This is a genomic window from Stappia sp. MMSF_3263, assembly GCF_030733745.1.
In the GTDB taxonomy this organism is placed as follows: Bacteria; Pseudomonadota; Alphaproteobacteria; order Rhizobiales; family Stappiaceae; genus Stappia.
Genome location: NZ_JASHIK010000008.1, coordinates 44,115 through 57,474 on the forward strand (window position 1 = coordinate 44,115; position 13,360 = coordinate 57,474).

10 protein-coding genes are annotated in these 13,360 nt (G+C 65.2%); 3 read left to right on the forward strand and 7 right to left on the reverse strand.

What is annotated here, in order from left to right; genetic code table 11:
- Positions 1-11 precede the first annotated feature (11 nt).
- From RBB46_RS10705 to RBB46_RS10725, 5 genes are all read right to left on the reverse strand, one after another.
- A complete protein-coding gene (locus RBB46_RS10705) occupies positions 12-2,456 on the reverse strand; it encodes an FAD-dependent oxidoreductase (protein ID WP_306028971.1) in 2,445 nt (814 codons plus the stop codon).
- Between the two features lie 4 nt (positions 2,457-2,460).
- Positions 2,461-3,363 carry a choline/ethanolamine kinase family protein gene (locus tag RBB46_RS10710; protein ID WP_306028972.1) on the reverse strand — a complete coding sequence of 301 codons (903 nt, stop codon included), beginning with the start codon at positions 3,361-3,363 and terminating at the stop codon, positions 2,461-2,463.
- Entirely contained in the window at positions 3,360-5,429 is a 2,070-nt protein-coding gene (locus RBB46_RS10715) for a proline/glycine betaine ABC transporter permease (protein ID WP_306028973.1), read from the reverse strand. The genes RBB46_RS10710 and RBB46_RS10715 overlap by 4 nt, the downstream gene beginning before the upstream one ends.
- A 3-nt stretch (positions 5,430-5,432) precedes the next feature.
- Positions 5,433-6,494 carry a glycine betaine/L-proline ABC transporter ATP-binding protein gene (locus RBB46_RS10720; protein WP_306028974.1) on the reverse strand — a complete coding sequence of 354 codons (1,062 nt, stop codon included), beginning with the start codon at positions 6,492-6,494 and terminating at the stop codon, positions 5,433-5,435.
- 141 nt (positions 6,495-6,635) lie between these two features.
- A complete protein-coding gene (locus RBB46_RS10725; protein ID WP_306028975.1) occupies positions 6,636-7,595 on the reverse strand; it encodes an ABC transporter substrate-binding protein in 960 nt (319 codons plus the stop codon).
- Positions 7,596-7,820: 225 nt separating this feature from the next.
- On the opposite strand from RBB46_RS10725, the gene RBB46_RS10730 reads away from it, so the two are divergent.
- The 3 genes from RBB46_RS10730 (at position 7,821) to RBB46_RS10740 (ending at position 11,325) form a co-directional block, all read left to right on the forward strand.
- The gene (locus tag RBB46_RS10730) at positions 7,821-8,582 is read left to right on the forward strand and encodes a DeoR/GlpR family DNA-binding transcription regulator (protein ID WP_306028976.1); all 762 of its coding nucleotides are present in this window, start codon (positions 7,821-7,823) and stop codon (positions 8,580-8,582) included.
- Between the two features lie 103 nt (positions 8,583-8,685).
- Positions 8,686-9,972 carry a UDP-N-acetylglucosamine 1-carboxyvinyltransferase gene (locus RBB46_RS10735; protein ID WP_306028977.1) on the forward strand — a complete coding sequence of 429 codons (1,287 nt, stop codon included), beginning with the start codon at positions 8,686-8,688 and terminating at the stop codon, positions 9,970-9,972.
- 129 nt (positions 9,973-10,101) lie between these two features.
- A complete protein-coding gene (locus tag RBB46_RS10740; protein WP_306028978.1) occupies positions 10,102-11,325 on the forward strand; it encodes a mandelate racemase/muconate lactonizing enzyme family protein in 1,224 nt (407 codons plus the stop codon).
- Here the strand turns inward: RBB46_RS10740 and RBB46_RS10745 are convergent.
- Together RBB46_RS10745 and RBB46_RS10750 are read right to left on the reverse strand one after the other, a co-directional pair.
- Positions 11,322-12,608, reverse strand: a complete 1,287-nt coding sequence (locus RBB46_RS10745; RefSeq protein ID WP_306028979.1) for an amidase family protein — start codon at positions 12,606-12,608, stop codon at positions 11,322-11,324. The two genes, RBB46_RS10740 and RBB46_RS10745, sit on opposite strands and share 4 nt — an antisense overlap.
- A gap of 56 nt (positions 12,609-12,664) precedes the next feature.
- Entirely contained in the window at positions 12,665-13,342 is a 678-nt protein-coding gene (locus RBB46_RS10750; protein ID WP_306028980.1) for a DUF2848 domain-containing protein, read from the reverse strand.
- Between the last annotated feature and the right edge of the window lie 18 nt (positions 13,343-13,360).

Below are 13,360 nucleotides of genomic sequence, written 5' to 3' on the forward strand. Positions count from 1 at the left end.
CGGCGTTCCCCCTACATCTTTACCCGGGCGTTTTCCGCATCATAGAGCGGCCCCGTGTGCAGGGTCGCCGGTATCCTCTCATTGGCGACGACAAGCTCGTAGCGCCCTTGCTCGAGATAATCCCCGGTAACGCCCTCGGGGTTGCGCACATAGCCGTACCCGACCGGCCTGTCGAGCGTGTAGCCATAGCCGCCGCTCGAAAGATAGCCGGCGAACTTTCCGTCTCGCAAGATTGTCTCGCGGCCGAGCAGGACGATATTGCGATCCTCGACGACAAAGGCCGCGAGCTTCTTCTTCGGGACCGAGTTGGCGGCACGCTCTGCCGCCTCCCGCCCGATGAAGGGCAGGCCCGACTTCAGCTTCACCGCCCAGCCGAGGCCCGCTTCGAGGGGACTGTCATTGGGAGTGATGTCCGAGCCCCACGCGCGATAGCCTTTTTCCAGCCGCAGGGATTCTATTGCCCGGTAGCCGGCCGGCCGGATGCCGTACGGCGCGCCGGCAGCCATCAATGCGTCGAAGACCTCGCCGGTCGCGCCGATCGGGATGTGCAGCTCCCAACCCAGTTCGCCGACATACGTGACGCGCAGCGCCCGGACGGCATGGCCGGCGATGGTGACGATCCGCACATGGCCGAAGGGAAAAGCGGCGTTGGAGACATCATCGGCAGGCGCAACCGCCGACAGCACGTCACGCGCCCGCGGCCCCATCAGCGACAGGGTGCCAAAGGCCTCCGTGACGTCGGTGAGTTCGGCCGCCATGCCGGCGCCGATATGCTCGCGGATCCACTGGCCGTCATGGGTGCGAAAACCCGTGCCGGTGACGATGTAGAAGAGATCATCGGCCAGGCGCGCCACCGTCAGGTCGCATTCGATGCCGCCGCGGGAGTTCAGCATCTGGGTGTAGGTCAGACGCCCCGGCGCCTTGCCGACGCGATTGGCACAGATGTGTTCGAGCGCCTCTGCCGCGTCGCGACCCCGCAACTCGAACTTGGCGAAGGATGACTGGTCGAACAAACCGACGGCCTCGCGCACGGCGCGGTGTTCCTCGCCAACCGCATCGAACCAGTTCTGCCGGCCCATCGAATAGATGTCGCGCGGCTCGTCCTCCTTCCGGGCAAACCAGTTGGGTCGCTCCCAGCCGAGCTTGGAGCCGAAAACGGCGCCGCGAGCCTTGAGCCGATCGTAGAGCGGCGAAACGATGCGCGGGCGGCCGCTTTCGTATTCCTCGTGAGGGAAGCCGATCGTGTAGTGCTTGCCATAGGCCTCCAGCGTGCGCTCGCAGACCCAGTCGCGGTCGCGGTGCAAGTCGGAAAAGCGACGGATATCGACGCTCCACAGATCGAGCGGCGCCTCGCCCTTCATCACCCATTCGGCCAGAACCCAGCCGGCGCCGCCACCAGACGCGATGCCGAAGGCATTGAACCCCGCACCCACATACATGTTGGCGCATTCAGGCGCGGCGCCCAGGATGAAGTTGCCGTCCGGGGTGAAGCTTTCCGGCCCGTTGATCATCTGCTTGACGCCGGTCGTCTCCAGCGCCGGGACCCGGTGCACGGCCTTGACCAGATGCTGCTCGAAATGATCCCAGTCGTCGTCGAAGAGCTGGAACTGGAAGTCGCCCGGTACATCTCCGGTCGTCCAGGCGATGGGGTCCGGTTCGTAGCCGCCCATCGCAAGCCCCCCGACCTCCTCCTTGAAATAGGTACGGCTGTCCGGATCGCGCACGGTCGGCGTCGAGGACTCGATCCCCTCGATCGCCTCGGTGATGACATACTGGTGCTTCACCGGCTGCAGCGGCACGTTGACGCCCGCCATCGCCCCCACCTGCCGCGCCCACTGGCCCGCGCAATTGACAACCATGTCGCAGGCGATCCGCCCGGCATCGGTCTCCACATGGGTGATGCGCCCGCCATCCATGACAAAGCCCGTCACCCGCACCCCCTCGACGATCCGCGTGCCATGCATGCGGGCGCCCTTGGCCAGCGACTGGGTGATGTCGGAGGGGCTCGCCTGACCGTCGGTCGGCAGGAAGCTGGCGCCGACGAGATCGTCCACCCGCATCAGGGGCCACATAGCCTTCACTTCGGCCGGCGACAACAGATGCATCTCCATGCCGAAGCTCTTCGCCGTGGTGGCGAGGCGCCGGTATTCCGTCCAGCGATCCTCGTTGCAGGCAAGGCGCAGACAGCCGGTCATCCGCCAACCGGTTTCCAGCCCCGTCTCCGCATCGAGCCGCTTGTAGAGGTCGACCGAATACTTCAGCACCTGGGTGATCGAGGCGGAGGACCGCAGTTGCCCGACCAGTCCGGCCGCATGCCAGGTGGACCCGCTGGTCAGCTTGCCTTGCTCCAACAGCAGCACGTCGGCCTTGTGGTCGCGGGCAAGATGATAGGCGGTCGAGCAGCCTATGATGCCGCCGCCGATGACGACGATCTGGGCATGCTTGGGGAGCGTCATGGGATCAACCCTTTCCGAAGCTGAGGCGATAGCTGGCGAGCGCCGCCTCCAGGGCGGCGAGCGTTTCGGTCGTATAGGCGACATAGTCGACGCCCGGGGCGTCGAGATACAGTTCGGAGACGAGGCTCCACAACGTCTCGCGCAGCAGCGATGCAACCTGCATGGCGGCATGGGCGCGCATCAGTTCGGCCGAGAGCGGCGCACCGCGATAGGCAAGAAGGAGCGCTTCCGCTTCCTCCGCTCCGAAGCCGGCATTGGATGCGATGCCGGCAAGGTCGAACATCGCGGTGCCGAACCCCGCATACTCGAAATCGATCAGCCAGAGCCGCTTGCCGTCGTCGATGAAATTGGCCGGCAGCAGGTCGTGATGGCCGAAGACAATCGGCATCGGCACCTGCTCGGTCTCCATTTCCTCGGCGATTGCCAGGAACTCCGGCAGCCGCCCGGCAAGCCGCGAACCGCCCGCCTCCAGCGTCCGGGCATAGTCGCGGATCACATGGAAGACCCAGAAGATGAAGCCGGCTCCATGGACATGGCGCCCCATCTCGTTGTGGAAGCGGCGGATCAGGCTGGCGACGTCGTCCCGGCGAAGGCGCACGTCCTGCGCCGTGAACGTGTGCCCCTCGATGAAGCGCGAGACCATCACCCCGGGCGCGCTATAGACGAGTTCGGGTGCGAAACCGAGATCGACGGCAACCTGCGTCACCATCGCCTCGCGCGCCCTGTCGACATGATGGAAGGGAAAATCGCGGCCAAGGCGGGCGACATAGGCACCGCTCCCGTCACGGACAAGGAAGCTGGCATTCGACAACCCGCCATGCAGCGGCTCGATCGTCGGCTTGCCGGACCAGACCGGCAGCCCGGCGACCTGGGCCTCCTGCCTCGCGCTTTCCGTTGTTCGGCTCATCGATGCCCCCCTTCTCCCTCAGGCAAGCCGAGCCGCGCCCGGATCCTGTTGGCGCCGGCGGAAATCAGCCGGTCCGCGATGATCGCGATGAAGGCGACGGAAAGTCCGGCGACCAGACCGCGCCCGGTGTCCGCCTTTGTCAGCGCGATATAGACTTCCTGACCAAGGTCCCGCGTACCGACCAGCGCTGTGATGACGAGCATCGACAAGGCGAGCATGACCGTCTGGTTCACCCCCAGAAGGATCTCCGGCAGGGCCAGCTTCAGCCGGATCTTGGTGAGCAGCTGCCAGGGGGTGGCGCCGGCAACGACGCCGGCCTCGACCAGTTGCGGATCGACCCGGCGCAAACCGTAGGCGGTGTAGCGGATCGCCGGGGCGACCGCATAGGCGACGACGGCAATCATCGCGGTGAAGTCGCCAACCCGGAACAGCATCACTGCCGGCATCAGGTAGACAAAGGAGGGCAGTGTCTGCAGCGTGTCGACAACCAGCTCCACGAATTTCCAGAGCCGCTCGCGACCGGCGGCAAGGACGCCGATCGGAATGCCGACGAGACTGGCGATCACCACCGAGATACCGCAGAGATAAACGGTGATCATCGCCTTCTCCCACTGGCCGGTGAAGGCAATCAGGCAGGACAGGACACTCACCAGTAGCGCGAGCCGCCAGCCGCCGAGGCGCAATCCGGCAAGCGCGAGCAGGCCGGTCACACCGACCCACGGCAGGCTGGTCAAAAAGCGCTTCACGGGGATCAGGACATTGAGCAGCAGCGCGTTCTTCACCGCCTCGAGCTGGTCGAAGAAATTGATGTTGATCCAGGAAACCAGATCGCTGCCAAGCGTCCCGGTCGAGATCTGAAGCGCCTCGGGATAGCTTTGCAACGGCGCCGCTACAAGACCGGCAAGGCCGCCCGCGACAATGAGCGCGAGACCGGCAACCGTGTAGGGATGGCGGGCAAGAAGGTTCTTTTCTCCCGCCCCCGCCGCGACATGCTCCGGGCGCCGCGCGGCGAAGGCCTGGCTCAATCGGTCGAGCGCAATGGCAAGCGCCACAATGGCGAGCCCCGCCTCGAAGCCCGCGCCGATGTCGAGCCGGCGCAACGCCGCGAGCACATCGAAGCCGAGACCGCCGGCACCGATCATGGATGCGATGATGACCATGTTGAGGGACAGCATGATCACCTGATTGACGCCGATCATCAGCCCGGGCATTGCGCTTGGCACCAGGATGCGCCAGGTCATCTGCCGCCGTGAGCAACCGGTCATGCGCCCGAGTTCGTGAACCTCGTCCGGCACGCCCTTCAGCGCCAGCAGGCTGATCCGCGTCATCGGCGGCAAGGCATAGACGATGGTGGCGACGATCGCGGATGTCGGACCGAAGCCGAACAGGAACAGGATTGGCACCAGGTAGGCGAAGACCGGCACCGTCTGCATCAGGTCGAGCAGCGGACGAAGCGCAATGTCCACGGCGCGCCAGCGGAAGGCGGCAAGGCCGAGCAGGAGCCCGCCGACGACGCCGATCGGCACCGCGATCAGGATCGAGGCAAGCGTCACCATCGCGCTGTCCCACTGGCCGAACACCGCCAGAAAGACGAAACACCCGCCAACGATAAAAGCCAGCCGGCGACCGCCGGCAAAATACCCCATCAGGGCGACCACACCGATGACGGCAAGCCACGAGAGCGGCGGAAGGATTTCCTGAGCGGAACTGCCCCGGCCGTCCATGATCCCGGTCGACAAAAGCCCAAGAACGAGCCGGTAGGGCACCTCGACGAGAGTGGCCAGAAAGCGCGTCAGGTCGGTGAACGAGAAGAGGCCGAAACTGGCATCGTCCACCAGCCATTTCATCGCATCGCTGATCCAGCGCTGGACGGGGATGCGCCAGGCCCGCGGCACGTCGAACGCCCATCCCGCGACAGGTTTACCGAACAGCCAGAGCATGACGAACACGACGAGAGCCACGCCCCAGGCAATGCGCCAGGCCGTTTTTCCGGGTGCGTTGGACGTGCCGGCACGGATCGCGCCTGCGTCGATCACTCGCCCGGCTTGAGACGCGACATCGCTCATGGGTCAGCCCAGCATCATGACATCTGCCACGGCTTGGCGCGACAATCGGCCCACCGGCCGTTGATCCCGGCCGGTCACGCACAGTTCCTGGACACCGTCGGCAAAGAGCGGCGCGGCCTCCGCCACAGGCACGTTCTCCATCACCGACGGCGCCGCTGACGATGGCTCTCCCGGCTGCATCACACTGGCAACCCGCACAACCTTGGAACGGCTGACACCGCGGGTGAATTCCGCCACATAGGCGTCGGCCGGCCGCAGCACGAGATCTTCCGGCGTGCCGGTCTGCACCACGGCGCCGTCCTTCATGATGGCAATGCGATCTGCAAGACGGATCGCCTCGTCAAAATCATGGGTGATGAAGACGATGGTCTTTCTCAGCACCGACTGCAGGCGGATGAATTCGTCCTGCATCTCGCGGCGAATGAGCGGATCAAGTGCCGAAAACGGCTCGTCCAGAAACCAGAGTTCGGGCTCGACGGCGAGCGAGCGGGCAATGCCGACACGCTGCTGCTGTCCGCCTGAAAGTTCGCGCGGGTAGAACGCCTCGCGGCCGTCGAGCCCGACAAGCTCGATCATCTTGCGCGCCCTTGCCTCCCTTTCCGCGCGCGGCACACCCTGCACCTCCAGCGGAAAGGCGACATTACCGAGCACGCTCATGTGGGGGAGAAGCGCGAAATGCTGGAAGACCATTCCCATGTGATGCCGGCGGATCTCGATCATCCGCTTCGCGCTGGCATCAAGCAGGTTTTCGCCGTTGAACAGGATCTCTCCGCTGGTCGGCTCCACGAGCCGCGACAGGCATCGCACCAGCGTGGACTTGCCGGACCCGGACAATCCCATGATGACGAAGATCTCGCCCTCCCGGACACCGAGATTGACGTTGCGCACTGCGCCCACAAGACCGGCACGGGCAAGCGCCGCATTGTCCGCCGCGTCGAGCGCATCGACGCGATAGGTTTCCCCTCCGGCTCCGAAGAGCTTCCAGACCGAACGGCATTCAAGCTTGGGCGGCCCGTCTCCCGCGGAAGGGTCTTGTGTCGCGGTCGTGGAAGAAGGCTGGGTCATCGGGCACTGATCGCTGAGGGCTTGCCGGTGGCGCGGAAAGAAGGCCGCCGGCACGGGCAGGCAGATGAAGGATTGCCGGGAAAAACGGCTGCCGCCGCCAAGGGGGACGAAAAACGGCGGCAGCCAGTCGGGCAAACGCGGTTATTTGATCCAGCCGGACCAACGGTCGGTGTTGCGCTCCATCCAGCCGGCGACAACGTCCTCGACGCTCTTTCCGTCAAGATCGACCTCTGTGATCATCCCGCCCATCTCGTCATTGTCGACGGAGAAGGCAGAAATCGCCTTGTGCGCACCCGGCCACTTGTCCTTCACGCCCGACCACGCGACCTTCCAGATCGGTCCGCGCGGCTTGCCGCAATCATAGGCCATGTCCGGGTTGGAGCCCCAGGCGGGATCCTCGTAGCAGGCCTTCTCGTATTTCGGGAATTCGACCCACTCGCCCTGGTACTTCCGCGGCGCCCAGTGCGGGGCATAAACCCACAGAAGCACAGGTGCCTTGCGCTGGTAGGCGGATTCAAGCTCGGCGAAGAGCGCAGCATCGGTGCCCGCATGCACCACCTCGAACGGCAGCTCGAGAGCCTCGACGCGCTCGTCGTCGTAGCCGCCCCAGGTCACCGGCGCGCCAAGATAGCGCCCCTTGGGCGACGTCTCGGCAGTGGCGAAGGCCTCGGCACAGGCATCGCTCTTCAGAGCCTCCCAGTTCGGCAGCCCCGGGCACAGCTCTTTCATGTAGCTCGGATACCACCACTCCTCGACCGCCAGCATGCCGCTGTCGCCGAGATTCTCGACCTTTCCGGTTGCCGTCGCCTCGTCCAGCGCATCGCGTCCGGTGGTCTCCCAGATCTCCATCGCCACATGCAGATCGCCGGTCTTCAGTCCAGCAAACTGCGCGATGTAGTCGGCCTGGACATATTCGATGTTGTAGCCGGCCTTCTGCAGCACCTCGCCCATGATGCGCGTTGTGATGAGCTGGCCGGTCCAGTCGTGCAGCGTCAGGCGGATCGGGTCGTCGTTTTCCGCCGACCGCGCGGGCGCGACGGAAAGCGTGGTGGCGACCAACAGGGCGGACAGGATAGCTGCCGCCGGGCGGGCATGTGTCATGGCTGGTTCCCTCTGTATTGCGCTCTGGAGGCAGCGCATGTCCTTGCCGGATCTTGAAGCGCCGTCGAGGGATCGTCGCACCCGCTTCCTCACACTGTCAATCCAGACGAGGCTAAAAATTGGCAAAACATCCATTATGTGTGGCATTATGATGTTTCATGCTGGATTTTACCACAAATGCCTCACACAATACCAAATCCTTGAGACCCCAAGCAGCGACACGTCATGGCATTCAACAAACGTCAGACCCTGATACTCGAGCGCGCCCGACAATCCGGCAGCGTTCGGATATCGGACCTTGCCACGGAGCTCGACGTCTCGCTGGAAACGATCCGCCGGGATATCCGCCCGCTTGCGGAGGCAGGGGAAATCGTCAAGTCGCACGGGCTGGTCGGTCTCGCCCGCCAGGACATGGAAGCGCCCTTCGAACGGCGCATGCGCGAAAACTTTGACGCGAAGCTTCGCATCGCCCGGCATGTCGCCTCAGGCATCGACGACGGCGACAGTGTGATGATGGACACCGGCACCACCACCAGCGTCCTGGCGCGCGAGTTGCGCGGCAAGTCGGGACTGACCATCGTCACCAATTCCTCGGACGTGGCCCGCACGCTTGCGACCGTGAACGGCAACCGCGTCTACATGGCCGGCGGCGAGTTGCATGGCGACAACGGCGCGGCCTTCGGGCGATCCGCCATCGAATTCGTCCAGGCGTTCCGCGTCCGCCATGTCGTGATCTCGATCTCGGCGGTCGATCCGGTCGGCGGACTGATGGACTATCATCTTGCCGAGGCAGACTTCGCCCGAACGGTTCTGGGGTGCGGCGAGACCCGGACAGTGATCACCGACCACAGCAAGTTCAACCGGCGCGCCCTTGTGCGCGTTGCCGGTTTTTCGGAGGTCGACCGGCTCGTCACCGACCGTGCGCCGCCCCCCGAGATCGCCGAACGCCTGCAGGCGGCGGGCACCCGGCTCGAGATCGCGTCCTGATCCGGCCACACCGGCGCCTTGCAACTGCCGTTTGCCGTCGACCGGATTCTCCAGTAGGTAACGGACCAAGATCCCGCCCCTTCCATCCGGAGGCAATTTCCCCATGGCCGACCTCTTCGTCGATGGCGGACACCCGATCTCGGGCACCGTCATTCCGTCGGGCAACAAGAATGCCGTCTTGCCGATGCTCTGCGCGACCCTGCTCACCGACGAGCCGGTGACGCTGGAAAACGTTCCCGAGATCAGCGATGTCGCCAAGATCATCGCCTATTTCGAAAGCATGGGCTCCACCGTCGCCCGCGCCGACGATGGCGCGACACTGACGATCCGGCACGATTTCGACGCCTTCCGCACGGCGAGCGCCGACCTGCCGCTCGGCATCCGCTCGGTCGTCCTGCTGCTTGCGCCCGTCATAGTACGCACCGGCACGCTGACACTCGACACCGACGCCAAGGGCTGCGCCCTCGGCCTGCGCGAGATCGATCCGCATCTTGAGATCCTCGAGCAGTTCGGAGCCCGCATCGTCGCCACCCATCCTTACGACATCCGTCGTGAAACCAAGCTCGCAGGCCAGGAGATCTGGGCCGACTATGCCTCGGTCACGGCGACCGAGACCTTCGCGATGATGGCGGCCACGGCGGAAGGCACCTCGGTGCTGATGAATGCCGCCTCCGAGCCGCATGTCCAGGCGCTTTGTGAAATGCTGCGTGCGATGGGCGCCAGGATCGACGGCCTCGGCACGTCGCGACTGTCGATCACCGGCGTGGAGAAGCTTGGCGGAACGCGCGTGCGGGTGCCCGACGACCATCACGAGGTGGCAACCTTCCTTGCCATCGGCGGCGTCACCGGCGGCCGCTTGACGGTGAAGACCGATGTGACCCCTCACATGACGCTGATCCTGCGCCAGTTCGCCAAGCTCGGCCTTCAGTTCGAAGTCGCCGAGGACGCAATCACCGTGGTCGGCTGGACCCGCGAGATTTCCAAGCCTTATACACGCGAGATGCTGCCGAAGATCGAGGCTGCTCCCTGGCCCTATTTTCCCGCCGACCTGCTGCCGCAAGCCATTGGCGTTGCCGTTGGCTGCAACAGCGAGATCATGTTCTGGAACAAGATCTACGAGGGTGCGCTCGGCTGGAGCTCCGAACTGGCGAAATTCGGCGCCCGCGTGCAGTTGTCGGATCCCCACCGGTTGATCGTCTTCGGCGGAAACCAGCTTCGCCCGGCGATCGTCGAGGCTCCCTATATCATCCGCGTCGTGCTTGGTCTTTTCCTTGCGGCGATCCAGGTCGAGGGACAATCTCTGATCAAGAACGCCGATCCGATCCGCCGCGCCCATCCGCGTTTCGTGGAAAAACTCACGGAACTCGGCGCCCGCGTTCACTGGACCTGATCCCGGCCACGCCGGTACCGCGACAGCCCAGGTCGCATGACGGCGGCTGACCGGGGCAGTCGGCTCGGCTAGGCTCGCGGGCACGGACAGAGCAGCGCACCGTCGACAGAGCCGAAGGGAAACGCGGAGATGAAACTCGCCAGCCTGGAGACCTTCGTTGTCGGGAACCCGCCGCCGGGTTTCGGAGGGCGCTATTTCATCTTCGTGAAACTGGTCACCCGATGCGGCATCGCCGGCTACGGCGAGATCTACAACGCCAGTTTCGGCCCCGCGGCCGTCACCCGGATGGCGGAGGATTTCTTCGCCCGCTATCTTGAGGGAAGCGACCCCTTCGCCATCGAGACCTTCTTCCGCAGGGCGCATGGCTCGGGTTTCTCGCAGCGCCCCGACCCTTCGGTGATGGGCGTCACGAGCGGCCTCGAGATGGCGATGTGGGACATTGTCGGCAAGGCACTGGAAAAGCCCGTCCACGCCCTGCTGGGCGGCAAGGTTCACGAGCGACTGCGCAGCTACACCTATCTCTATCCGGACGGCGACGAAGACCATGCCGCCTTCTACGCCGACCCGGACCTGTCGGCAGAGCGTGCCGCCGCCTATGTCGAGGAAGGCTTTACCGCGGTGAAGTTCGACCCGGCCGGGCCCTATTCGGTCTTTGGCGGACACCAGCCGACGCTGGATGACATTGACCGCTCCGTGCGCTTCTGTGCGCGGATCCGCGAGGCGGTCGGCAACCGCGCCGACCTGCTGTTCGGCACTCACGGCCAGTTCACGCCGTCAGGCGCGCGCCGTCTGGCGAAGCGCCTGGAGCCTTACGCCCCGCTCTGGTTCGAGGAACCCGTGCCACCCGACATGCCCGAGCACATGGCCGGGGTCGCGGCGGCGACGTCGATCCCCGTCGCCACCGGCGAGCGGCTTTGCACCAAGTGGGAATTCGCACGTGTCCTGCGGTCCGGCGCCGCCTCGATCCTGCAGATGAACCTCGGCCGCGTCGGCGGCATCCTGGAGGCGAAGAAGATCGCCGGCATGGCCGAGGCCTATCACGCGCAAATCGCCCCGCATCTTTATTGCGGGCCGATCGTGGCGGCCGCCAACATCCAGCTGTCGGCCTGCTCGCCGAATTTCCTGATCCTGGAGTCGATCCGTCGCTTCGACGGTTTCCACGCCGACCTCCTGAAGACCCCGTTGCGCTGGGAAAACGGATACGTCGTCGTGCCCGGGACGCCTGGCCTCGGTGTGGAGCTCGACGAGGACGTGGCCCGTGCGCATCCGTGGACAGACAGCGCCTTGCACCTGGAAATGACCCAGTCACCCGTCGACCCGGTGCGAGACGCGCGTTTTCCCCCGGCCGGTTAGGCCGCGCCGTTCAAATCGCGGTCGATCCGCGCACCGACAGACAAGACCCGGGCATCCATGCCCTTGGCGCCACCGATCATCAACGCCCCCGGACGGTCGTCTCCCGCACCGCGGGTCGGCATGGTCATGGCGCAGGCATCGGCAAGGTTGAGCAGCGACGTGTTGCGCAGCATCGCCGCGTTGATCCGGTCGAAGTCGGCCTCCGCTTCGGCAATCTTCGGCGGGCGGATCTGCAGGGTCGGGGCGATCAGGGCATCGAAGCCCGAGAGCGCCTCGGCAACCCGGGCGATCAGCTCGATCCGCGCGGCCCTTGCTTCGGCGACCTCCTCGTCGCTCAGCGTCTCCCGGAACCGGATACGCGCCAGAACACGCGGATCACCCATCGTCGCGAGACGATCGAGCTCCTCGTGATAAAGCGCATGCGCTTCCGCCGAGACAAGGATCCGGTTCAGCCCGAGGGCCGCATGAAGGAATGCGAGGTCCAGCGGAACAAGCTCATGGCCGCTCGCTTCAAGATCCGCGCATGCCGCCAGAAAGTGCCCCCGCGACCAGTCGTCAAGATCGTTGGTGAAGGCACCCTGCGGAACGGCCAGGCGCAACGGACCGGCCGGCACCTCGACAGACAGCGCATCGCCGTCGCTCATCACCTGGTAGGCGGCGAGCATGGTGGCGAAGTCACGCGCCAGCGGCCCGCAGGAATCGAAGGACATCGCCAGCGGGTGCACGCCGTCGAGCGGTACTTTGTCCTGGCTGGGCTTGTGACCATAAAGGCCGTTGATCGCCGCCGGAATGCGGACCGACCCGCCGGTATCGGTACCCAGCGCCAGATCGCAGAGCCCGAGCGCCACGGTGACGGCTCCGCCCGACGTCGAGCCCCCGGGGATGCCGCCTTCCTCGAAGGCATTCGACGGCGTACCGTAATGCGGATTGAGGCCAACCCCGGAATAGGCAAGCTCGCTCATCGTGGTGCGACCAAAAGGCACGCCACCGGCCGCCTTGATCCGGGCGACGACGGGACAGTCGGCGCTCGCCGGTTCGCGATCGAGCAGTATCCGCGAGGCGGCGCTCGTGCGCTGGCCGGCCTCGTCATAAAGGTCCTTCACCGAGACAAGCAGGCCGGCAAGCGGCAGCGGGCGAGCAGCGGTCTCGACACGCGCTTGCGCCTCTTCGGCGGCTGCGAGAATGCGTTCGGGCGTGAACTCGGTAAAAAGCACGTCGGCCGCATCGCCCAACGCCTCGACCCGGCCGATCGCGGCCCGTGCCTTTTCGACAATCTCACCCATGCGCTTTCCCCACCTTTGCAAACGCCGACAGAGGTCGCCGTTTCGCCGCCCACGCCTCAGGCTATGATCGGCAACGTCATTATTTCGTAGCTGTGTCCGATCGCGCGGTCGCGCGCCGGATCCCGAAGCTCCATTCGGAAGGCGGCTGCCGGCCGCACGCCCCCTTTCGCACCGAGTGTTCCGCAAAGCATCGCAGAGGTCATCCCGGCCGACCGGGCGGCATCCAGCCCCGATCCCTCGACAAGATCCTGCAAGGGGCGGATCGCAGCAAGCGTACCTTCCTGATAGATGAGCCAGTCGGACGCCGCATCCTCCTTGATCCAGGAGCGCAGTTCAAGCGCGTCGAGCCGGTCCGCGACTTCGGAAAATCGCCACAGGACCGAGGCAACCGGCTTGGCGCAGGCCTGCTTGGACAGAGCCACGGAATGGGCTTCCAGATCGCGGTCCGTGTGATCGGAGGCAAGTCCGATGAACAGCTCGCCATCTTTCGCCAGCAGGAAAGGCTCGACCTCTCCCGAGGTTCCGTCTCCCACGACCTGGACCTGGCTCGCCTGGGTCAACAGGTCCGCAGAGACCCGATAGTAGAGCGGCACGGCGGATGGCGGCGCGACCCCGATGGCCGCCAGTTCGTCGATGTGATGCCGGATCGCATCCGGATCCCGGCCCGTCCAGCCGGCAACCGTCAGGTCCGCAATCTGCGCGCTGAACGGCGCGTCATCCAGAATGAAATCCATTTCGAGCCTCTTTCGGGA